The organism is Cupriavidus sp. KB_39 (assembly GCF_052114485.1).
Lineage (GTDB): Bacteria > Pseudomonadota > Gammaproteobacteria > Burkholderiales > Burkholderiaceae > Cupriavidus.
On record NZ_JBFREV010000002.1, the window covers coordinates 78,139 to 99,749 of the forward strand.

Below are 21,611 nucleotides of genomic sequence, written 5' to 3' on the forward strand. Positions count from 1 at the left end.
CGTCTTGGGAGGGTGGAATGCCGGGGAAGCGGCGATCAGTGTTCGCGGCGGGCCCGGACAGGCTGGCCCCAGCGGTCGGCGTCATCGCGCGCGAGCGGGAATTCCGCCGGCTCCGCCGCATCCCACTCGGGGTTGCAGATCTCGCCGAACACCTGGCGCAGGCGGTGGCCCCACGTGTCGCGAATCATGCGGAAGTAGGCGTTGCGTTCGTCGATACTGACGAAGCGAGTCACGCGCAGCGCGTCGGCCTCATAGACCAGCAGGTCCAGCGGCAGGCCCACGGAGATATTCGATTTCAGCGTCGAGTCCATCGAGATCAGCGCGCACTTGGCGGCCTCGCCCAGCGGCAGCGACGGCGACACCACGCGGTCGATGATCGGCTTGCCGTACTTGGCCTCGCCAATCTGGAAATAGCAATTTTCCGGTGTCGATTCGACGAAGTTGCCGGCCGCATAGATATTGAACAGGCGCGGCCGCTCGCCGCGAATCTGACCGCCGAAGACCAGACTCACGTTGAATTCGATGCCGGCATCGCGCAGCGCATGGGCATCGCGCTTGTGCACGGCGCGCACGGCGTCGCCGACGATGGTAGCGGCCTCGAACATGTCCCGCGCGGTCCACAGCGAGCGCTTCTCGTCGCGGCCCTCTGCCAGGCATTGGCGCACCGACTGACTGATCGCGAGGTTGCCGGCGGTCATCATCACCATCACGCGGTCGCCCGGCTCTTCGAACACGGTCATCTTGCGGGCCGTGGAAATGGCGTCCACGCCGGCGTTGGTGCGGGAATCTGACAGGAATACCAGGCCGGCATCCAGCCGCATGGCTACACAGTACGTCATGGGAATCTTGTTGGTTTTGGCCGCGCGCCGGCTCGGCGGCGCGCTCAGGGGCAAGCTTGCATTCTAGCGCCCTAGCGCGGCGCGAGCCGCCTCGGCGGCATCGGTCGCTTCGAACGGCCGTCTGATGGAAAGGATTGCTGCCCGGGGTGGGGTCAGTCAGCGACCGGTACCGCTGGCATCGGCGGAATCGGGGTGATGGCGATCTCGACTTCCATCGTCTCGCCCGTCCCGCCCTCCAGAATGCCCCGAATTGGTGCAGCCGAGGCGTAGTCACGCCCCACGGCAAGGCGTACGTGACGGCCATCGGTCAGGCAACGGTGCGTCACGTCGATGCTGCACCAGAGCGCGCTGGCGGCGTCCAGGCAGACATCGGCCCAGGCGTGGCTGGCCATCGACGTGGCGGCCGGGTCATAGAAGTAACCACTGACATAGCGCGCCGGAATGCCGAAGGCGCGGCACGCGGCCACCATCACCTGCGCCTGGTCCTGGCAGACGCCGCTGCCGAGCGCGAAGGCATCGGCGGCGCTGGTACCGACGTGGGTGGTGTTGGCACTGTAGCGCACGCGGTCCGCGATGCCATCGGCCAGCGCCAGCAACGCCGGCACGTCGTGGCCGGCGGCCAGGAACGGCGCGGCGAACGCGCGCAGCGCGGCCGGGGCCTGCGTGAGCGGCGTGGCGGCGGCAAAGTACAGGGGCGACACGCGCGACTCGCCGGCGTCCGGCTGGTCGTGGAAGCCATGGTGGCCGGGCGCCCCCGCTTCTTTTAGCGGCGCAATCATCACTTCCACTTCGCCAGTCGCCGTGATCGAAATCGTCTGGGCGGGGCCGGACAGCGTGAAGTTATGGACGATGTTGCCAAAGCCGTCGCGGGCCTCGGACAGGTTGCCGGGTGCGGTCAGCGTCCAGCCCTGCACGGACTGAAGCGGCCCCGAACGCGGCGCGAGCCGCAGTTCGTGCACGCTGCGGCGCACTGGCTCGGTGTAACGGTAGACCGTCTTGTGGTGGATCTTGTATTTCACGATAAGGCACGCGCCGCGGCGACCGGTGCCCGGCCCGCCACCCGCCCGATCCGGCAACGGTGTGGCGTGCCCGGCACCTCGTCAGGCAGCCAGCGGGACGAGGAAGTCCCGGCTGATGCCGTTGCCGAGATCGCCAATGCGCTCCAGGAAGCTGGTCAGGTAGGCGTGCAGGCCAACGGCGAAGATGTCGTCGATGCGCGCGTATTTCAGGTCGGCGTGGAGTTTACCAGCCTGGCGCTCCGTCTCCGACGACTGCTGGTTGGCCACCAGCGCGAGAATGGCGACCACCTCGTCCATGCTCGACACCAGCGAGCGCGGCATGTCCGGCCGCAGGATCAACAGCTCCGCCACGCGTTGCGGCGTGATCACGGCGCGATAGATCTTGCGATACACCTCGAAGCCGGACACCGAGCGCAGCACGGCTGCCCAGTGATAGAAGTCGTTCTGCTCGCGGTTCAGGTCATCGTTCTGCAACTGGCTCTGGGACTGCCCGCTACCGTCCTGGGACTGGGATTGGGACTGACTCCGGAATCCCCCGCCCTGGCTCTGGCTCTGCGATTGGCCGCCCTGGAAAGCGAGATCGTCCTCGTCGCGCCGGCCGGAGGCCTGGAACTTGACATCGAGGATCCGCGCGGTGTTGTCCGCCCGCTCCAGGAAGGTGCCGAGCCGCATGAAGTGGAAGGCGTCGTCCTTGAGCATGGTGCCGAACTGCACGCCACGCGCCAGATGCGAGCGGAACTTGACCCATTCGAAGAAGCGGGACGGGTCGTCGCGCAGCTCACCCTCGGCAATGATGCGCTGCACATCCAGCCAGGTGGTGTTCAGCGTCTCCCAGACCTCGGTGGTCAGCGAGCCGCGCACCGCGCGGGCGTTCTCGCGCGCCGCGCGCAGGCAGCTCATGATCGACGACGGATTGGTCATGTCGCGAACCATGAAGTCGATCACGTCGTCGCGGTGCAGCAGCCCGTACTTGTGGTCGAAGGCGTGGGTCAGCTCGGAAATATCGAGCATCGCCCACCAGCCCTGCTCGGCCACTTCGGCGGACTGCGGCAGCAGCGAGGTCTGGTAATTGACATCGAGCATGCGCGCGGTGTTCTCGGCGCGCTCGGTATAGCGGGACATCCAGAACAGATGGTCGGCGGTGCGGCTCAACATGATGGGTTCTCCCGGCGATCGGCGTGTTCCATGGCTCAGCGCTCCAGCACCCAGGTGTCCTTGGTGCCGCCCCCCTGAGAGGAGTTGACCACCAATGACCCTTCGCGCAGCGCCACGCGGGTCAGCCCGCCCGGCACCATGCGCACCTCCTTGCCCGACAGCACGAACGGCCGCAGGTCGATATGGCGCGGCGCGATGCCCGACTCCACATAGGTCGGGCAGGTGGACAGCGCCAGCGTCGGCTGGGCGATGTACTGCTCGGGGCGCGATTTCACCACCTCGCGGAACTGGTCGATCTCGGCGCGCGTGGCCGCCGGTCCGACCAGCATGCCGTAGCCGCCCGCGCCGTGGGTTTCCTTGACCACGAGGTCGGCCATATGGTCGAGCACGAACTGGAGATCGTCCGGGCGCCGGCACATATAGGTCGGCACGTTGTTGAGGATGGCCTCCTCGCCCAGATAGAAGCGGATCATGTCCGGCACGTAGGGGTAAATCGACTTGTCGTCGGCCACGCCCGTGCCGATGGCGTTGCTGATCGTCACATTGCCGGCCCGGTAGACCGACAGCAGCCCGGCCGCACCGAGCGCCGAATCTGGACGAAATGCGAGGGGATCAAGGAAGTCGTCATCCACGCGCCGGTAGATCACGTCAATGCGCTGCGGCCCCTGCGTGGTCCGCATATAGAGGTGCTCGTCCTCGACGAACAGGTCGCTGCCCTCCACCAGTTCCACGCCCATCTGTTGAGCCAGGAATGCATGCTCGAAGTACGCCGAGTTGTACATGCCCGGCGTGAGCACGACCACGGTGGGATCGGCGATGTTCTGGGGCGAGACACTGCGCAGCATGTCCAGCAGCAGGTCGGGATAGTGCGCCACCGGCGCCACCCGGTTGCGCGCGAACAGCTCCGGGAACAACCGCATCATCATCTTGCGGTTTTCCAGCATGTACGAAACGCCGGACGGCACCCGGAGGTTGTCCTCGAGCACGTAGAACTCGCCCTCGCCGGCCCGCACCACGTCGATGCCGGCCACATGGGCATAAATGTCGCGCGGCACATCCACGCCGAGCATCTCCGGCCGGTATTGGGCGTTGTTGTAGATCTGGTCGGGCGGAATCACGCCGGCGCGGATGATGTCCTGGCCGTGGTAGATATCGTGGATGAACCGGTTCAGCGCCGCCACGCGCTGCCGCAGGCCGCGCTCGAGCGTGGCCCACTCGCTGGCCGGGAAGATGCGCGGAATCACATCGAACGGAATCGTGCGCTCGGTGCCGCTGTTCGACTCGTCCTTGTCGCCGTAGACGGCAAAGGTAATGCCCACGCGCCGGAAGATAAGGTCCGCCTCGGCGCGTTTGTTGTCCATCGTCGAACCGGACTGCCGCCCGATCCAGTCCGCAAAATTGCGGTAGTGGGCCCTGACCGCCCCTGACGGCAGCGTCTGTCCGGCCTCGATGGCCGCCACTGCTCCGTCCTCCCGCCCTTCCAGCATCTCGTCGAAAAACCGCGCCGCCATGATGGCCGCTCCTTCGTGAAATGGGCGCCCGCGCCGGCCTCGTACTGACCGTGCCGTGCCGTCTCCCCGGTCGCCCGTTTGTCGATGCCTTGTCGAGTTGGCTCTTTCAGCATATCCGCACCGGCAAAACCCGCAAGGGTCACGCGCGCCGGCACGCGAATCGGTTTAGCAAGATGCTTGCCAGCCAGGCGCCGCCGAAGGCACGGCGCCAAGGGCTGGCTGGCGGCTTCAGGTCAGTTCAGATCAGGCGGCGGGCTTGCCGGAGCAGGCGGCCGACTCGGGCGGGCACTTGTCCAGGATGTCCTGGACCAGCGCCTCGGGCGTGCGGCGGATGTCCAGCACCAGCGCGTCGCGTGGCTCCTCGAGGGTGTCGAACTGGCTTTGCAGCAGCGCCGGGTTGAAGAAATGGTCCGTGCGCGCCGACAGCCGGCTGCCGATGGTGCCGGCGTCGCCCTTCATGAAGACGAAGGTCACACCGCCGTCGGGCGGGGTCAGGCGGTCGCGGTAGGTCTGGCGCAGCGCCGAGCAGGTGAAAACGTGGGTGCGGCCCTCGGCCCGGGCGGTGTCGATGGCGGCGCGCATCGCGGCCAGCCAGGGCCAGCGGTCCTCATCGGTCAGCGGAATGCCGTTGTGCATCTTGGCCTTGTTGGCCTCGCTGTGGAAGGCGTCGGCATCGTGGAAGCCGCAATGCAGCTGGCTGGCCAGCAACTGGCCGACCGTGGTTTTCCCGCTGCCGGAAACGCCCATCAGGATATAGATCATGTCTGCTCCGTCGATCATGGTCGGATGGTCGGGCCATCCTTGTCGGTAGCCTTCGGGCGCGAAAGACGTGGCGCGAAGGTGCACCGCGGCATGGAGATACCTGGCCGCGGCGATTGCTGAAAATCGTAAAACGACTAAACGATGACTAAACGACGACTAAGTGCGTGCAGGGCAAGTTGGGCGCCCGCCTATTGTGCGACCACGCCGGCCGTTTGGACAGCGGGCGCGGCGTCGGCCTCGGACAAGTCCAGGGCGCTACCGCCTTCTTCGGCGATCCGGGCATGGCGCCGGAACAGTCCGAACAGGCCGCGCCCCATGCTGAAGCGCGCAAAATCGTCGTCCGGCGCGGTCGCCGGGATGCGCGCGGCGAATTCGGCGTGCGCGGCGGCATCGCCGACCATGGTCAATGTGCCGGCTACGGCATCCACACGAATCCGGTCGCCATCGCGCAGCCGCGCCAACGGGCCGCCTACAAGCGCCTCCGGACCCACATGGATCACCGCCGGTACCTTGCCGGACGCGCCCGACATGCGGCCATCGGTCACCAGCGCCACCTTGTGGCCGGCATCCTGCAGTGCGCCGAGTGCCGGCGTGAGGCGGTGCAACTCGGGCATGCCGTTGGCGTTCGGCCCCTGGAAGCGGACCACCGCCACCACGTCGCGATTCAGTTCGTCGGCCTCGAAGGCGACTTGCAGCGCCTCCTGGGAGTCGAACACGCGGGCCGGGGCCTCCACGATACGGTGCTCGTCGGCCACGGCCGACACCTTGATCACGCCCCGGCCGAGGTTGCCGGCCATCAGGCGCAGCCCGCCCTCCTTCGAGAACGGCGCCGACGCCGGTGCCAGCACGGCGGCATCGCCACTCGTGGTCGGACCGTCGCGCCAGCGCAGCGCGCCGTCGGTCATCACCGGCTCCTCGGTGTAGCGCGCCAGCCCTTGCCCCATCACGGTCTGGACGTCCTCGTGCAGCAACCCGGCTTCGAGCAGTTGGCCAATCACATAGGCCACGCCGCCGGCGGCGTGGAAGTGGTTCACATCGGCCGAGCCGTTCGGATAGACGCGCGCCAGCAGCGGCGTGACCGCCGACAGGCGGTCGAAGTCATTCCAGTCGATGACGATGCCGGCGGCACGCGCCATGGCGACAAGGTGGATCGTATGGTTCGTGGAACCGCCCGTGGCCAGCAGGCCGACCATGGCGTTGACGATGGCCCGCTCGTCCACGATCTGGGCGAGCGGCGTGTACGCGTTGCCGCGCGCGATCAGCGCCAGCGCGCGCTGTGCCGCGGCCGCCGTCAGCGCATCGCGCAGTCCGCTGTCCGGGTGCACGAAGGCCGAGCCCGGCATGTGCAAGCCCATGATTTCCATCAGGAACTGGTTGCTGTTGGCCGTGCCGTAGAAGGTGCAGGTGCCGGCGCCGTGGTAGGCGGCGCATTCGGCCTCCAGCAAGACATCGCGACCAACCTGACCCGTGGCGTAGAGCTGGCGCACGCGCGCCTTTTCCTTGTTCGAGAGACCGGTCGCCATCGGCCCAGCGGGCACGAAGACGATGGGCAGGTGGCCGAACTGGAGCGCCCCCATCAGCAGGCCCGGCACGATCTTGTCGCACACGCCGAGCATCAGCGCGGCATCGAAGGTGTTGTGCGAGAGCGCGACCGCCGTACCCATGGCAATGGCGTCGCGCGAGAACAGCGACAGCTCCATGCCAGCGTTGCCTTGCGTGATGCCATCGCACATCGCCGGCACGCCGCCCGCCACCTGGGCCACGCCACCCACCGCTCGCGCCGCCTCGCGAATCACGTTCGGATACCGCTCGTACGGCTGGTGGGCCGACAGCATGTCGTTGTACGCGGTGACGATGCCGAGGTTCGGGGCGTGCTCGACGCGAAGCTTGAGCTTGTCGTCGGCCGGCAGCGCGGCGTAACCGTGCGCCAGATTCGCGCACGACATGCCGCGCAGCGGGCCGAGTTCCCGCTGTGCCCGCTCGCAGCGCGCCAGATAGGCGGCGCGGCTCGCGCGGCTGCGCTCGACAACGCGTTGCGTAACGGCCGACACCTCGGCGTGAACGGATTGGGTCATGGCGACAATGTTCCTCGTGGGGAGCGCCGGGCAAAGAACCGCCCGTCGATATGTAGATTTTCTACATTATAGCCTTGGCCTCCCGCCTGCCGGAAGCCGCTTTCTCGCGAAAATATGATGCTGTCGACGCAAATACGGGAAAGCCCTAAGGGGGCAGGCCCACGATTCCCGATCGATCCCCATGTCATTGTGTGTAGAATCTCTACATCTGCAATCCCCAGAATGGCCACGCCGATGGCCAACCGAGACCCGCACCACCATGCGCGACCGAATCCTTGCCGTCTACGACACGCTCCGTCCGTCAGAACGCCGTCTGGCTGACTACGTCACCCGCCACGGCGCCAGCGTGATTCGCCTGTCGATGCCCGAACTGGCCGAACGCGCCGGCGTCTCGCAGCCGACCATCGCCCGCTTCTGCGCCGCGCTGGGCTACGACGGCTTCAAGGAGTTCAAACTCCAGTTCGCCCAGAACCTGGGCGGCGGCACGCCGTTCGTCCACCAGGACGTGGAGGCCGACGACCGCCCGGCCGACATCGCCGGCAAGGTCTTCGACCGCACCATCGCCACACTGATGGCGGTCCGCAACGCGCTGTCGGCCGACCAGATCGAGCACGGCATCCGCCTGCTGGCCAGCGCGCGCCGCATCGAGTTTTATGGCTGCGGCAACTCCGGCATCGTCGCGCTCGATATCCAGCACAAATTCTTCCGCCTAGGCATTCCCACCACGGCCTACTCGGACCCGCATGTCTTCAGCATGTCCGCCGCGTTGCTGCGCCCTGGCGACGTGGCGGTGCTGGTCTCCAACAGCGGCCGCACCTGGGACATGCTGACCGCCGCCACGCTCGCCCGCGCCAGCGGCGCAAGCGTGCTGGCGCTGACCCACAGCGGCTCGCCGCTGGCCCGGCTGGCCGACGTCTGCGTGTTCTCCGACGTCGAGGAAGACAGCGAGGTCTACACGCCAATGACCTCCCGCATCAGCCACCTCGTACTCGGCGACGTGCTCGCTGCCGGCGTGGCGCTGGAGCGCGCTGACACCGTCGCGGCCGGCCTGCAACGTGCCAAGGCGCACCTGCGCGAGCGCCGCATCGGCGGCGCCGCGCCTGAGGCGCCGGCGTCCCGCGAAGCGGTGGCGGCTGCCACCGGCGGCACCGGCGGCACGGCCAAAACCCCGGCGACCAAGACGCCGAAGACCGCGCGCGCTGGTTCGCGCAGCTGACGCCTCCCGCCCTCCCGAGACAACCCGGGCTGGCGCCGACGCCTAACGCGGCGCCGCCGGTGCATCGCGCCAGTACCGCCGCTCCCGCTGCCGGAATGACGAAATCGCCAGTCGCGGCCCCGCCGTGACGATCGACACCGCGCCCGTTTCATCCGTCCGATACCGCGCGATGCCTTGGCGCCCATACCGCCGCCAGACATCGTCGCGCGGATGCCGGTAGCGGTTGCCATATCCGAGCTGAAACACCGCCGCCTCTGGCTGCACCGCACGCAGGAACGCCGCGCCCGACGACGTGCCGCTGCCATGGTGCGGCACCAGCAGGACATCGGCACGCAGATCCTCCGGCGGCACCGCGGCAATCAACCCCTGTTCCTCGCGCACGCCAATGTCGCCAGTCAGCAGCAAGCTGCGGTGCGCCGTGGCCACGCGCAACACGCAACTGCGTGCATTGCTCGCCAGCCGCGCGCTGCCGAGGTCCGACACTGACGGATGCAGGATGACGAAGCGCACGCCATTCCACGTCCATGCCGCGCCAGCCTCGCATGGCTGCCATGGCGCAGCATTGCTCGCCACGCCGCCTTTTGTCGGCGCCGATCCGATCAGGAGCCCGTGATCGAGCGGCGCCCCCGTCAGCCGCCGCCCCACCGGCACCGCGGCCAGCACCTCGCGCACGCCGCCGGCATGGTCCGCATCTTCGTGACTGACCATCAGCGCATCGAGCCGCCGCACGCCCATCGCCCGCAGCCACGGCACGATAACTTGCCCGCCGGCACTGGCCCCTGACGGGTATCCCGGCCCCGTGTCATAGAGCAGCGCATGCGCCTTGGTTTCGACCAGCACCGCCGTGCCCTGCCCGACATCGAGCGCCGTGACACGGACCTCCCCTTCCGGTACGGGCGTCCGGCCCGCCAGTAGCATCGGCATCATCAGCAACGCCCCACACCAGCGTGGCGGTGCGCGCACCGCCGGACACGTACGCCGTGCGGGCCGAGCAGGCCGCGCGCCGCGCAAAGGCGTTGCCGCCCGAACATCCGGCGCCCGCTCGCGAGGCATCAACACGAACACCACCCCGGCAGACGCCAACACCATCCAGACGGGTCCCGCCTGCGCCGCTTCCCAAACGGCCCACGCTGGCGCCGCAAGCCAGGCGAGCGCATCGGACAACCACGTCATCGTCGTATGCGCGACCGCCAGCAGCGGCCTGGCCACAATCACCGGCAGCACAGCACCCGCCAGCGCCAACGGCGTGACGAGCAAGCTCACCACCGGAATGGCGACAGCATTGGCAAGACAGGACACCACCGACACCTGCCCGAACAGCAGCAGCGTCAGCGGCACGAGCCCGACTGTCACCGCCCACTGCGTGCGTGCGGCGCCCGTCAGCGTTGCCCCCACAGCCGCCCTCGCCCTGTGCCACCGCCCCTCTGCCCTAGCCCGCTGCGGCGGTTCCCGCGCGGCAAGAAAGATCGCCGCCACCGCACCGAATGACAGCCAGAAACCGGGCGACATCACGGCCCATGGGTCAATCGCCACCGCCACGCCCGCCGCCCACGCGAGCACGACCGATGCCGGCGGCGCCCGGCCACTCCACAATGCCAGCGCCGCCACGGCGAGCATGCACACGGTTCGCATCGCCGGCACCTGCATCCCGGCGATCAGTCCATAACCCAAGGCGGTCAGTATCGCCACCACGAGCGCCGCCTGCTGCGCCGGCCAGATCAGCGGCAAGGGCCGGCGCAGCCGCCGCCCCAGCCCGAACGACCTCCGCCACAACCCCAGGGCCAAAGCGCCAGCTGCGCCCGAGATCATCGTGATGTGCAAACCGGAAATGCTGACCAGATGGGAGATGCCGGTCCGTCGAAACACCTCCCAGTCCTCGGTGGCGATACCGCGCTGGTCGCCGATCACCAGCGCCACGAGCACGGCCCCGAAGCGCGCATCCGGCGGCAGCGCCGCACGAAGCCGGTCCCGCAAGCCCGCCCGCCACACCTGCACGTGAATCGCCCATGGCAACGGCCCCGCCTCCGCCTGCGGCTCGCCGTCCCGCACATAGCCCGTCGCACCGATGCCCTCGCCCAACAGCCAGTACGCGTAGTCGAAGCCATATGGATTGGCCAGCCCGCGTGGCCGCCGCAGCCTGACCGTCAGCCGATAGCGCTGCCCCGGCTGCAACGCCTCCGGCGGATCGCGCCAGGTGAGCAAAACCCGTGGCGGCAGGCGCGCCTCATGCGACCCGCTTACCGCGAACAGGAAGCGCGTGCCCTGGCTTGCCGCATCGGGCAGCCCGGCAACCATGCCCTGCAGCGCGATGTCACGCCCCGCCAGCGCGGGGTCCAGCCAGTCCACCATCCTGCTGTCGGCGCGCCATGCCGCCCACCCGAACCCCGCCGCGCACGCGAGCGCCACCACCGCCGCGCGCCACATCCACCGCCTGACAACAGGCGTATCCCCATGACGACAACGCACGACGTACGTCAGCGCCGCCACGCCGATGGCCCCCGTCAGCGCCTGCCACCACCACCGCCACGCCGACGGCAATACGGCCTGCTGCTGGAGCCACCAGCAACCAGCGACGAACGCCATCAGCACAGCTCGCATCACACCTCCGGGACAACGCTTTCCGATGGCGTATTTGTACTGTGCGCGATGGCGCCAAAACGTTAACGAATGATGTGTTTTTGTGGAAGTTTGTTAAAACGGCGGCCGGCGTCTTGCCACGCGTTTAGCGCGGCGCCATGATGTCTGCAAACGCCGCCAGACGCGGCAGCGCCGCCACCGAGTTGCGCCACATGGCCTGCGCCAGCTCAGCTTCCGGCACGCCACGCAGTTCGCCGAGTACTCGCGCCACGCCCACCACCTCGCCCGGTGTGTTGCGCGCTTTGTGCTGCTCGCCGAACTGGTCGTCGGAGAGCCAGGCCGGCGCGATGTCGGGCGCGTCGGTCTCGAGCACGATGGCCTCGAGCGGTAATTCCGCCGCAAGCCGGCGGATCTGTTTGGCGCGAGAGAAGGTCAGGTTGCCGCCGAAGCCGAGCTTCATGCCGTGCTCGACATAGCGGCGCGCCTGTTCGTGGCTGCCGTTGAAGGCGTGTGCAATGCCCTGCCGCACGCCCACGCGGCGTAGTTGCGCATAGACTTGGTCCTGCGACTTGCGCACGTGCAGCAGCACGGGAAGATCGAAGTCGCGCGCGATCTTCACCTGCTCGGTGTAGAGCCACGTCTGATGGGCGACGTCCAGACCCGGGACGAAGAAGTCGAGGCCGATTTCGCCGATGGCGACGAAGCGCGGATCGTCCATCGACGCGGCTACCTGGCGTCGCAATTCGTCCAGATCCTGCTGCCCGGCGCCAGGTGTGCAGAGGGGATGGATGCCGAGCGCGTAGACACAGGGGGCGCCGTCCGCCTCGGTGCCGGCATGGGCCAGCGCGCGCACGGCATCGAAGTTGGACACCGCCACGGCAGGCAGCACAATGCCCGAGACGCCAGCCTCGGCCGCCGCGCGCGTGACGCCCGCGCGGTCGCTATCGAACTCGCTGGCGTCGAGGTGGCAGTGGGTATCGATCCACATGGTGGGGGCGCGGGGCGGTGGGTCGGTTGGGGTGAGGACCGATGTCCGGTCAGCGTTCGCGGTGCAGGTGCCCGTCGCGCAGGCGCAACACGCGGTCGCAGCGGCCAGCGAGGTCCGTGTCGTGGGTGACGATGACGAAGCTCGTGCCGAGCGTACGCGACAGTTCGAGCATCAGGTCGTACACGCCGCCGGCCGTGTGGTCGTCGAGGTTGCCGGTGGGCTCGTCGGCCAGCACGCAGGCCGGCTGGCCGACCAGCGCGCGGGCGACGGCCACGCGCTGGCGCTCGCCGCCGGACAGCTCGCCGGGACGGTGCTTTGCCCGCCCGCCCAGGCCCACGCGCTCGAGCATGGCTTGCGCGGCGGCGCGCGCCTCGCGTTCCTTGAGGCCACGGATGCGCATCGGCATGGCGACGTTGTCCAGCGCGGTGAATTCGGGCAGCAGGTGGTGGAATTGGTAGACGAAGCCGAGCGCGCGGTTGCGAACGGTATTCCGCTCGCTCTCGCGCAGCGAGGTGAACGGCTTGCCGAGCAGTGCAACGCGGCCGGCGTCGGGGTTGTCCAGCCCTCCCAGCACGTGCAGCAGCGTGGACTTGCCGGAGCCGGACGCGCCGACGATGGCAACCTTCTCGCCAGCGTCCACGCGCACGTCTACGCCGCGCAGGACGTCCACGTCGAGGCCACCCTGGCGGAAACGCTTGGACAGGCCCTCAGCCACCAGCACCGGCGTGCCGGACTGCACGGCGAGGCCGGGCACTGCCGGGAGGGTGGCGGCTTCCTGGAGCAGGGAGGTGTCACTCATAGCGCAGCGCCTCCGCCGGGTTCACGCGCGCGGCGCGCCAGCTGGGGTAGATCGTGGCCAGGGTGGCCAGCACGAAGGAGATGATGCCGATGGTGGCGATGTCGTTCACGCGAGGGTCCGAAGGCAGTTCGCTAATGAAATAGATGTCACGTGGAAGGAACTGCACATGCAGCACCCGTTCGATAAAGGGCACGATCACGTCGATATTGGTCGCGATCAGCGTGCCGCCGAGCACGCCGAGGACGGTGCCGATGAAGCCGATCGCCACGCCCTGGACGATGAAAATCTTCATGATCGAGCGCGGCTGGGCACCCATTGTGCGCAGGATGGCGATGTCGGCCTGCTTGTCGGTCACGGTCATGACCAGCGTGGAGACTAGGTTGAACGCCGCCACGGCAATGATCAGCGTCAGGATGATGAACATCATGCGCTTTTCGGTCTGGACGGCAGCGAACCAGTTGCGGTTCTGCTTGGACCAGTCGCGCAGGTACAGCTCGCCGCTCATCGTGCCGGCCAGCTCCTGGGCCACCTGGGGGGCCCGCTGCATGTCGGACAGCTTGAGCCGCACACCGGTGGGGCCGGACTGGCGGAACAGTGTTTCGGCGTCCTCGATGTCGATCAGGGCCAGGGCGCTGTCGAACTCGTAGTGGCCGGACGAAAACACGCCAACTACGGTGAACTGCTTGAGCCGCGGCAGTACGCCGGCCGGCGTGATGGTGCCCTGCGGCGCCACCAGCGTCACCTTGTCGCCGACGCGCACGCCCATGGCGTTGGCCAGTTCATTGCCGAGCGCGATGCCAAAGCCGCCCGGCACCAGCGCGTTCATGCTGCCGGCGCGGAACTGGTTGCCCACGTCGGAGACCTTCGGCTCCTCGGCAGGATCCACACCACGCAGCAGCACGCCGCGCACCGCGTCTTCGCGGGTGAGCATGGCCTGGGCGGCCACGTAGGGCGCCGCCCCCACCACTTCCTTGTTCCGCATGGCCTCGGCGGCGGTCTTGTGCCAGTCGGGCAACGGTCCCGGGGCGATGACCTCGATATGGGCGAGGACCGACAGCATGCGGTCCCGCACTTCCTTCTGGAAGCCGTTCATGACCGACAGCACGACAATCAGCGCCGCCACACCGAGGGCGATGCCAAACATCGAGATCATGGAAATGAACGAAATGAACGTATTGCGGCTGGCGCGCTTGCTTGCGCGGGTGTATCGCCAGCCGATCTGCCACTCGTAGGGAAAGTTCAAGAGGAATCCTGTTGTTCGGAAGTCGCGCCGGCGGGCCATCCGCCCCCCTTGGGTGACGGAAAACTGGCGCCGGCCAGCCGGAAGTTTACAATCTCGGCAACCATGATGACGCACCTGACCCTGATTGTGCCCTTTTCCGTCCCGCCTGGCGCCGGCAACGACGCCGCGGACGACGTCGTCTCCAGCGCGCTGCTGCGGCAGTTGGAGTTGCCGGCGCTCGGAAAGTTGCTCACCCGCGCCGCCCCGGGCCCGCGCGAGACCCACGACGATCCGTTCCTGCGCACCCTGCCGCAGGAGCGCTGGCTGGCCGGCCGGGCCGGCCTGGACACCCGGCAGGTGCCGACTGCGCCTTTTATGCGCCTGGCCGACCTGCGGCAACGTGCCGCGGACCGCCTGCCGGACCCCGCCCAGGCGCCGCCTGCCGCCTCCCTGATCCGGGAAGAGAACGGCGATCAGGGCTGGGCCTGCCTCCAGCCGGTTCATATCCACGCGGCGCGGGATCACCTTGTGTTGATGCATCCGGACCAGCTTGAGATCCGCCCCGACGAGGCCGCTGCGCTGCGCGCCGCCATCGACGACCTGCTCCGTGAGTCCGGCATTGCGCTGGACGCGCCCCACCCCGCCCGCTGGTATGTGGCCGACGATGTATTCGGCGAGCTGGAAGCCACCACGCCGGTGCGCGCCACGGGCCGCAATATCGACATCTGGCTGCAAGCCGGCGCGCGGGCGCGCGACTGGCGACGCCTCCAGAACGAGATCCAGATGACCTGGCACGACCATCCGGTCAACCAGGCGCGCGAGGCCGAGGGCCGCCTGACCATTAATTCAGTGTGGCTCCACGGCGGGGGCAAGCTGAGCCTCGTCAACCGGCTGGCCGACGCCGTGCTGACGGACGACCCCTTCCTGGCTGGCCTGGCCCTCGCCAGCGATAGCCTGCTTGACCCGCAGCCAGCCAAATTCGAGGAAATTGCGAAGGCCGACGGCCATGTCATGGCGATGCTCGACACCGCCACCGAGGCCCATATCGCCCAGGACTGGGGCCTCTGGCTTGAGCGCATGCACGCACTCGACGCCGAGTGGTTCACCCCGGTACTGGCGGCCTTGGCCGATGGCCGCATCATGGGCGTCACCCTCGTGCTGGGCGGCGACAACCACTACGCCGAGTTCACCGTGCGGCGTGCCGACCTGCGCAAGTTCTGGCGTGGCATGGGCGCGCGCGGCGACTGGCGCGCCCTGCTTTCCGACCTGGCCATGGTGGCCTGATCCGCGCGTTTTCCGCTTTTCGCGCCCGCTTTTCTGGACAAACGACCATGACCCGGATCGCCATCCGCTCTTATTCCGAACCCCACGCCGATGTGCTGGCCAAGTCGGGCCTGCACCCCACGCTGGCCCGCATCCTGTCGGCGCGCGGCGTGCTGCATCCGTCCGACCTGGCCACCGAACTGCCGGAACTGACACCGCCCACGACGATGAAGGGCATCGGCCACGCGGCCGAGTATCTGGCCGATGCCATCGCCGCCAACCGCAAGCTGCTGATCGTGGCCGACTACGACTGCGACGGCGCCACGGCCTGCGCCGTGGGCGTGCGCGGGCTGCGGATGCTCGGCGCGCGCGTGGATTTCATCGTACCAAACCGCTTCGAGTACGGCTACGGGCTGACGCCCGAGATCGTGGCGCTGGCCGCCCAGCAGCAGCCGGACGTCATCGTCACCGTCGACAACGGCATTGCATCGGTCGACGGCGTGGCGGCGGCCAATGCGCTCGGCATCGACGTGGTGGTGACCGACCACCACCTCCCCGGCGCGGAGCTGCCGGAGGCGGCGGTCATCGTCAACCCAAACCAGCCCGGCTGCGAGTTCCCGAGCAAGAACCTGGCGGGCGTGGGCGTGATGTTCTACGTGCTGCTGGCCCTGCGTGCGGAGCTGCGCCGGCGCGGCGCGTTCACCCAGGCGACCCAGCCGCCGCTGCAAACCCTGCTTGACCTCGTCGCGCTCGGTACCGTCGCGGACGTTGTGAAGCTGGACACCAACAACCGCATCCTCGTGGCCCAGGGGCTGCGCCGGATGCGCGCCGGGCGCATGCATCCGGGCGTGGCGGCGCTGTTCCGCGCGGCAGGGCGTGAGGCCACGCGGGCGAATACGTTCGACCTTGGTTTCGGCCTGGGTCCCCGGCTCAATGCGGCAGGACGGCTCGCCGACATGTCGCTCGGCATCGAATGCCTGCTGACCGACGACCCGAACCGCGCGTGGGAAATCGCCCAGGAACTGGACGGCATGAACCGCGAGCGGCGCGATATCGAGGCCGGCATGCAGCAGGAGGCCCTGCAGATCCTGGAACAGCCGCTGGCGGGACTGGATCCGGCATCGCGCTACACGCTCAGCGTGTTCAACGACACCTGGCACCAGGGGGTCATCGGCATCGTGGCGTCGCGGCTCAAGGAGAAATTCCACCGCCCGACCATCACTTTCGCACCGGGCGACGAGGAACACATCAAGGGCTCGGGCCGCTCGATCCCGGGGTTCCACCTGCGCGATGCGCTCGATCTGGTGTCGAAGCGGCACCCCGGCCTGCTCGTGAAATTTGGCGGACATGCGATGGCGGCTGGCCTGACCGTACGCTCGGCCGACTTCGACACCTTCATGTCGGCGTTCGAAGCCGTTGGCCGCGAATGGCTGACGGACGACCAGCTGGCGCGCGTGATCGAGACCGATGGCGACATCGAGGAATCGTGCTTCAGCCCGGAATTCGTCGCATTGCTAGAAGGTCAGGTCTGGGGCCAGGGCTTCCCGCCCCCCACGTTCTGCGGGGAATTCGATGTCCTGCGCCAGACCGTGCTCAAGGGCAAGCATCTGAAGCTGCAACTGGGGCGCGGCAGCCAGCGCTTCGACGCGATCTGGTTCAACCACGCCGACGCCCTCGACGGCGCCAGCGCGACGGTGGCCTACCGGCTGGACAACAACACCTTCAACGGGGTCACGCGCGTGCAACTGGTGATCGAACACGCGCAGTAAATCGGCAGACGCTGGCGGGACTGCGGAAAACTGGTACACATTTCCGCTGTTCTACGATTTACGCGCGCAGTCGCGGGCCTGAACAATGGCCGCTTCCTCCTCATGGTTGAAGCAATATGGCCAAACTCCTGCGCAGCAACGGCGCGCCACTCGGCGCGCAAATCACCCTCTTTCCGGGGAATCGACTCCAGTTCAAGGTTTCCGGACTCGGTCCACATAGGAAACACCTCGTTCTCCGGAGTACTGACAGCGTCCTAAGCGTCGTGCCGCTAAGGGTCGATGACAGAAGAGCCGAGCAGGTGCTCCGACTGGAAGTGCAGGATCACAGCATCGTCAGCCGACGCGTCGTCCATCTGGACGCTTACGTAACAGACGCACAGGGGCGACTGCAACATAAGGACAGCAATACGGCACGGCTGACCGTGGAGCTTGAGCCGCGACTCAAGCTCCCGGAAGCGGATACCGAGGCAGGGATTCTCGCGCGGATGTTGATTGTCGAGAACGCCGCCCCGAGCCATCCCAAGTTTGTGAGCCTGGATGAGTCGCTGGAGAGCATGCAGTGGATGGTGCACGTACTTCGGAACCGTCTGAAGTTGGGGCCGCAACACTTCTCCGCTCGGGGCGCCTCCACTTTGACCACGCTGATCAAGGCTCAACGACAGGTCGAAGGCTTTGAGCAATTTCCACAACTGGCTCCAGCGCAGAACGTCACACTGAACGCCATACTCAATCTGGCGCACGATGGTGCAGACAATCGTTACAGATCTCATCAGATCTTTGTGGAACATGCTATCGCCGTCTCCAAGGGCACGAAGGCCGGCGCCGACCCTTGCCCCAAGAAGCTATACGCATGGAAAACTGAAGGCTCGGATAGCCCAGGGCACAACTTCGTCAAGTTTCGCGCCAAGGGCGGCCAGGACTTCTATACCCTGACCGACGCATTCCTGGCTCAATTGACGCCGAACACCAGCGGAGCACTGGAGGCAAGGCGATGAAGCAACGATTCATCTTGCCCGTGATACTGGCCTTTGCCTGCCTCAGCACCCAGGCAGCAGGCCCGCTGCCGCCTGGCATTGCCGAAGTGGCGAGCAGCCGAATTAAGGTATCAACGAATCCCTATTATCGACAGCCACTCCACGCCATGAAGCATGTTCTATTGAGCTCCGGAAAGAATGGTCGAACCAATCGCTTCTGCGCCGTTGGCTACAAATGGCCAGACGGCACGTCCCAGGCTTGGGTGCTATGGGACGAGGAGCAAACCCTCATGCTATGGCGGGGAAATCTGTATCGGGATATGCGTGACATCGGGTTGACGGCTGCGAATCGCACCTTGAAATTGGGCCGGGACACCGTCCCTACCCCCGACGACATCAACGGCAGCACCTACCTCGTCACCGAAGCCTGGTGGCGCGCCGTCGCCAATGACTGCCGCAAGCATGGCGAGAAATACGTGATCAAGCCATTCAAGGCGCCCAAACCGAAAGATCCAGGCGCCCAATAGCCTGCCGCAGGCAATCTCCCTACCCGCGCGCCGGCAGGTAGGTGGCTGGATTCACCGGCTTGCCGTTGCCGCGCACCTCGAAGTGCAGCTCGGCCGCGCCGGCCATGCTGCCGATTTCCTGCCCCGTGGTGATGCGGGCGCCTTCCTTGACCAGCGGTTTGTCGAGGTTGCCGTACACGGTCAGCCAGTCGTCGCTGTGCTTCACGATCACCAGCATGCCGTAGCCGCGCAGGGTGCCGACGTGGATGGCCCAGCCGCTGGCGGCAGCGCGGACCTTGCCGTTGGCCGGCACCTCGATCCGCAGGCCCTTCTCGGCCGGCAGGGCGAAGCGGCCCGTCACGCGGCCGTCGGCCGGCCATTGCAGCTTGATGGCGTTGGCCGGCGGGCGCGATGGCGCGGTATCGGCCTGTTTGGCCGAATTTTCAGATTTTTCCGATGATTTGGACGGTGCCGATGCCGACGCTGCCGCCGCCGCGGCTGGCGGCCGCACCCGGATCAGTTGCCCGACCTCGATCTGGTTGGTGTCCGTCAGGTCGTTCCAGCGGGCCAGTTCGGCCACGGAGCGCCGGTTGCGCCGGGCGATCGAGTACATGGTGTCGCCGCGTTCCACGCGGTAGAAGCCGTCCGGCGCCGGTTCTGTCGGGGTCGTGCCACAGGCGGCGAGCAGCGTGGCCGTGAGCGTGGCCATCGTTGCCGCGCCAAGGCGGCCCAGCGCGCGGCGGCGGGCCGCAGACACGTCTGGTCTGGCGAAGTTGCTTGCTGTCATGCGTCCGAATTCACTCCTGTTATTTACCGATATTGTCGCCGAAGTGTTGCCAAGTGGCGCCGCGATCCCCTGGTAGACCGTTCGCATCGCGAACGGTTCGCCACACGCGACGATCCCTCCCGGGATTTACGGCGCCAATCCGCTATAATTCAAGGTTTTGGAAGCGCAGGAACATCATGGAAGCAGAACGCCTCAACGCCATCTCCGGTGCCATCTCCGATCTCCGTTCCCGGACGGAAGATCTACGGGGGTATCTTTGACTACGATGTCAAAGTAGGACGCCTGGACGAAGTCAACGGCGAGCTGGAAGACCCCGAGGTCTGGAACAACCCCAAGCGGGCCCAGGACCTGGGTAAGGAAAAGAAAGCGCTCGAGGCCGTGGTACAGGTCCTCGGCAAGCTGACGGACGACCTGACTGGCGCCGACGAGCTGTTCGAGCTCGCGCGCGAGGAAGGCGACGATGAAACGCTCGAATCCATCGAAACCGACGTCAAGGGCTTCGAGGAGATCGTGGCCGGCATGGAATTCCGCCGCATGTTCTCGGGCGAGATGGACCAGGCCAACGCCTTCATCGACATCCAGGCCGGCGCCGGCGGCACGGAAGCGTGCGACTGGGCGTCGATGCTGCTGCGCCAGTACCTGAAGTACTGCGAGCGCAAGGGCTTCAAGGCCGAGGTGCTCGAAGAGTCCGAGGGCGACGTGGCCGGCATCAAGAGCGCCACCATCAAGATCGAGGGCGACTACGCGTTCGGCTACCTGCGTACCGAGACCGGCGTGCACCGCCTGGTGCGCAAGTCGCCGTTCGATTCGTCGGGCGGCCGCCATACGTCGTTCTCGTCGGTGTTCGTTTACCCCGAGGTGGACGATTCGTTCGAGGTGGAAGTCAATCCGGCCGACCTGCGCGTGGATACCTACCGCGCATCGGGCGCGGGCGGGCAGCACATCAACAAGACCGATTCGGCGGTGCGGATTACCCACATCCCCACCGGCATCGTCGTGCAGTGCCAGAACGACCGTTCGCAGCACCGTAACCGTGCCGAGGCCATGTCGATGCTGAAGTCGCGCCTGTACGAGCATGAGATGCGCAAGCGTCAGGCCGAGGCCGACAAGCTCGAAGCCGGCAAGACCGATGTGGGCTGGGGCCACCAGATCCGCTCGTATGTGCTGGACCAGAGCCGGATCAAGGACCTGCGCACCAATGTGGAAATGTCCAACACCCAGAAGGTGCTGGACGGCGACCTCGATCCGTTCATCGAGGCCAGCCTGAAACAGGGCCTGTAAGCAGACCAGCGCGCCGCCCCCGGGGTGGCGCGCCGGTTTCCGCCGGCCAACTTCGACGCATTCCGCTTCAACTTCGAACCACCAAGACCACCAGGACATCCGGGGCACCATGAGCGCAGGTATCCATCTCTATATCGTCACGGGCGCATCGCGCGGCCTGGGCGCGGCACTGACCCGCGCGTTGCTGAAACCGGGCAACCGGGTGATCTGCGTGGCGCGCAGCCGCAGCCCCGAACTGGAGGCGGATATCGCCGCCAGCGGCGTGCCGGTGGCCTGGCACCTGCAGGACCTGTCCCAGCCCAGCGCGGCCGCCGGCTGGCTGGGCAGCGTGCTTGATGCCGTGGACGATGCCCCGGCCAGCGTGACGCTGATCCTCAATGCCGGCGTGGTAGAGCCGATTGGCCCGATCACGGCGCTGCACGAGACCACGCTCATCCCCCATCTGCTGACCAACCTGGCCACGCCGATGACCATGACAGGCGCGTTCATCGAGCACACTGCCCGCTTTGACTGCGCGCGCAAGGTGCTGGCGATCTCGTCGGGCGCCGCGCGCAACCCGGTGCCGGGCTGGAGCGCCTATTGCGCCGGCAAGGCCGCGCTCGACATGTTCATCCGCTCGGTTAACGCCGAGTACGCGAGCGTGCCGGAGCCGCGCGCGGTGCGCGCCGTGGCGCTGGCGCCGGGCGTGGTCGATACCGACATGCAGGAAACCATCCGCGGTGCGGACTTCGCGGCCGTGCAGCGCTTCCGCGATCTCAAGGCCAACGACCAGCTCGCCTCGCCCGAAGACACGGCGCGGCGCATCGTGGCTTACCTGGAGCGTCCCGACTTCGGCAAGACCGAACTCGACGACATCCGCAATTACTGA

The 21,611-nt window shown here is 67.2% G+C and carries 18 protein-coding genes; 7 read left to right on the plus strand and 11 right to left on the minus strand.

Annotated features, from left to right (window positions below):
* Positions 1–35 precede the first annotated feature (35 nt).
* The 6 genes from AB4Z27_RS01670 to edd form a co-directional block, all read right to left on the minus strand.
* A complete protein-coding gene (locus AB4Z27_RS01670) occupies positions 36–839 on the minus strand; it encodes a peptidase (protein ID WP_177219875.1) in 804 nt (267 codons plus the stop codon).
* Positions 840–991: 152 nt separating this feature from the next.
* Positions 992–1,858, minus strand: coding sequence for a transglutaminase family protein (locus AB4Z27_RS01675; RefSeq protein ID WP_092292621.1), 867 nt, complete (start codon positions 1,856–1,858; stop codon positions 992–994).
* Positions 1,859–1,939: 81 nt separating this feature from the next.
* Positions 1,940–3,013 carry an alpha-E domain-containing protein gene (locus tag AB4Z27_RS01680; protein ID WP_092292619.1) on the minus strand — a complete coding sequence of 358 codons (1,074 nt, stop codon included), beginning with the start codon at positions 3,011–3,013 and terminating at the stop codon, positions 1,940–1,942.
* A gap of 35 nt (positions 3,014–3,048) precedes the next feature.
* On the minus strand, positions 3,049–4,524 hold the full coding sequence (locus AB4Z27_RS01685) for a circularly permuted type 2 ATP-grasp protein (RefSeq protein ID WP_441643825.1): 1,476 nt from the start codon (positions 4,522–4,524) through the stop codon (positions 3,049–3,051).
* A 243-nt stretch (positions 4,525–4,767) separates the two neighbouring features.
* Positions 4,768–5,286: a gluconokinase gene (locus tag AB4Z27_RS01690; protein WP_092292614.1), complete on the minus strand. Its 519-nt coding sequence runs from the start codon at positions 5,284–5,286 to the stop codon at positions 4,768–4,770.
* A gap of 188 nt (positions 5,287–5,474) precedes the next feature.
* Complete coding sequence (gene edd / locus AB4Z27_RS01695; RefSeq protein ID WP_441592062.1) at positions 5,475–7,361, minus strand: phosphogluconate dehydratase; 1,887 nt, start codon at positions 7,359–7,361, stop codon at positions 5,475–5,477.
* 259 nt (positions 7,362–7,620) lie between these two features.
* On the opposite strand from edd, the gene AB4Z27_RS01700 reads away from it, so the two are divergent.
* Complete coding sequence (locus tag AB4Z27_RS01700) at positions 7,621–8,577, plus strand: MurR/RpiR family transcriptional regulator (RefSeq protein WP_441643826.1); 957 nt, start codon at positions 7,621–7,623, stop codon at positions 8,575–8,577.
* 42 nt (positions 8,578–8,619) lie between these two features.
* Here AB4Z27_RS01700 and AB4Z27_RS01705 read toward each other — a convergent pair whose 3' ends face one another.
* From AB4Z27_RS01705 to AB4Z27_RS01720, 4 genes are all read right to left on the minus strand, one after another.
* Positions 8,620–11,175 (minus strand): DNA internalization-related competence protein ComEC/Rec2, encoded by a 2,556-nt coding sequence (locus tag AB4Z27_RS01705; RefSeq protein WP_441643827.1) that lies wholly within the window; start codon positions 11,173–11,175, stop codon positions 8,620–8,622.
* 124 nt (positions 11,176–11,299) lie between these two features.
* Positions 11,300–12,142, minus strand: a complete 843-nt coding sequence (locus tag AB4Z27_RS01710) for a TatD family hydrolase (RefSeq protein ID WP_092292608.1) — start codon at positions 12,140–12,142, stop codon at positions 11,300–11,302.
* A 49-nt stretch (positions 12,143–12,191) separates the two neighbouring features.
* A complete protein-coding gene (gene lolD / locus AB4Z27_RS01715; RefSeq protein ID WP_092292606.1) occupies positions 12,192–12,941 on the minus strand; it encodes a lipoprotein-releasing ABC transporter ATP-binding protein LolD in 750 nt (249 codons plus the stop codon).
* A complete protein-coding gene (locus AB4Z27_RS01720) occupies positions 12,934–14,184 on the minus strand; it encodes a lipoprotein-releasing ABC transporter permease subunit (RefSeq protein WP_092292604.1) in 1,251 nt (416 codons plus the stop codon). The genes lolD and AB4Z27_RS01720 overlap by 8 nt, the downstream gene beginning before the upstream one ends.
* Positions 14,185–14,286: 102 nt before the next feature.
* On the opposite strand from AB4Z27_RS01720, the gene AB4Z27_RS01725 reads away from it, so the two are divergent.
* From AB4Z27_RS01725 to AB4Z27_RS01740, 4 genes are all read left to right on the plus strand, one after another.
* Complete coding sequence (locus AB4Z27_RS01725) at positions 14,287–15,447, plus strand: hypothetical protein (RefSeq protein ID WP_092292602.1); 1,161 nt, start codon at positions 14,287–14,289, stop codon at positions 15,445–15,447.
* A gap of 47 nt (positions 15,448–15,494) precedes the next feature.
* Positions 15,495–17,195: a single-stranded-DNA-specific exonuclease RecJ gene (recJ, locus tag AB4Z27_RS01730; RefSeq protein ID WP_092292600.1), complete on the plus strand. Its 1,701-nt coding sequence runs from the start codon at positions 15,495–15,497 to the stop codon at positions 17,193–17,195.
* A 116-nt stretch (positions 17,196–17,311) separates the two neighbouring features.
* Positions 17,312–18,190 (plus strand): hypothetical protein, encoded by an 879-nt coding sequence (locus tag AB4Z27_RS01735; RefSeq protein WP_092292598.1) that lies wholly within the window; start codon positions 17,312–17,314, stop codon positions 18,188–18,190.
* Positions 18,187–18,696 carry a hypothetical protein gene (locus tag AB4Z27_RS01740; RefSeq protein ID WP_255370742.1) on the plus strand — a complete coding sequence of 170 codons (510 nt, stop codon included), beginning with the start codon at positions 18,187–18,189 and terminating at the stop codon, positions 18,694–18,696. The genes AB4Z27_RS01735 and AB4Z27_RS01740 overlap by 4 nt, the downstream gene beginning before the upstream one ends.
* 19 nt (positions 18,697–18,715) lie before the next feature.
* Here the strand turns inward: AB4Z27_RS01740 and AB4Z27_RS01745 are convergent, their stop codons facing one another.
* Positions 18,716–19,462 (minus strand): M23 family metallopeptidase, encoded by a 747-nt coding sequence (locus tag AB4Z27_RS01745; RefSeq protein ID WP_092292596.1) that lies wholly within the window; start codon positions 19,460–19,462, stop codon positions 18,716–18,718.
* Between the two features lie 176 nt (positions 19,463–19,638).
* Between AB4Z27_RS01745 and prfB the strand changes: the two genes are divergently transcribed.
* Both prfB and AB4Z27_RS01755 read left to right on the plus strand, forming a co-directional pair.
* Positions 19,639–20,743 (plus strand): peptide chain release factor 2 gene (prfB, locus tag AB4Z27_RS01750; RefSeq protein WP_143093866.1). Its coding sequence is split into 2 segments (ribosomal slippage): positions 19,639–19,719 and positions 19,721–20,743, totalling 1,104 coding nucleotides; the frame shifts between segments, so codons are not numbered across the junction.
* Positions 20,744–20,852: 109 nt separating this feature from the next.
* Positions 20,853–21,611 carry an SDR family oxidoreductase gene (locus AB4Z27_RS01755; protein ID WP_441592050.1) on the plus strand — a complete coding sequence of 253 codons (759 nt, stop codon included), beginning with the start codon at positions 20,853–20,855 and terminating at the stop codon, positions 21,609–21,611.

Bases quoted from the DNA above. Each gene is read 5' to 3' on its own strand.
- recJ (WP_092292600.1), top strand. From the start codon at position 15,495: ATGACCCGGATCGCCATCCGCTCTTATTCCGAACCCCACGCCGATGTG.
- AB4Z27_RS01755 (WP_441592050.1), top strand. From the start codon at position 20,853: ATGAGCGCAGGTATCCATCTCTATATCGTCACGGGCGCATCGCGCGGC.
- AB4Z27_RS01690 (WP_092292614.1), bottom strand. From the start codon at position 5,286: ATGATCTATATCCTGATGGGCGTTTCCGGCAGCGGGAAAACCACGGTC.
- AB4Z27_RS01710 (WP_092292608.1), bottom strand. From the start codon at position 12,142: ATGTGGATCGATACCCACTGCCACCTCGACGCCAGCGAGTTCGATAGC.
- lolD (WP_092292606.1), bottom strand. From the start codon at position 12,941: ATGAGTGACACCTCCCTGCTCCAGGAAGCCGCCACCCTCCCGGCAGTG.
- AB4Z27_RS01745 (WP_092292596.1), bottom strand. From the start codon at position 19,462: ATGACAGCAAGCAACTTCGCCAGACCAGACGTGTCTGCGGCCCGCCGC.
- edd (WP_441592062.1), bottom strand. From the start codon at position 7,361: ATGACCCAATCCGTTCACGCCGAGGTGTCGGCCGTTACGCAACGCGTT.
- AB4Z27_RS01700 (WP_441643826.1), top strand. From the start codon at position 7,621: ATGCGCGACCGAATCCTTGCCGTCTACGACACGCTCCGTCCGTCAGAA.
- AB4Z27_RS01735 (WP_092292598.1), top strand. From the start codon at position 17,312: ATGGCCAAACTCCTGCGCAGCAACGGCGCGCCACTCGGCGCGCAAATC.
- AB4Z27_RS01685 (WP_441643825.1), bottom strand. From the start codon at position 4,524: ATGGCGGCGCGGTTTTTCGACGAGATGCTGGAAGGGCGGGAGGACGGA.
- AB4Z27_RS01740 (WP_255370742.1), top strand. From the start codon at position 18,187: ATGAAGCAACGATTCATCTTGCCCGTGATACTGGCCTTTGCCTGCCTC.
- AB4Z27_RS01670 (WP_177219875.1), bottom strand. From the start codon at position 839: ATGACGTACTGTGTAGCCATGCGGCTGGATGCCGGCCTGGTATTCCTG.
- AB4Z27_RS01725 (WP_092292602.1), top strand. From the start codon at position 14,287: ATGATGACGCACCTGACCCTGATTGTGCCCTTTTCCGTCCCGCCTGGC.
- AB4Z27_RS01705 (WP_441643827.1), bottom strand. From the start codon at position 11,175: ATGCGAGCTGTGCTGATGGCGTTCGTCGCTGGTTGCTGGTGGCTCCAG.
- AB4Z27_RS01680 (WP_092292619.1), bottom strand. From the start codon at position 3,013: ATGTTGAGCCGCACCGCCGACCATCTGTTCTGGATGTCCCGCTATACC.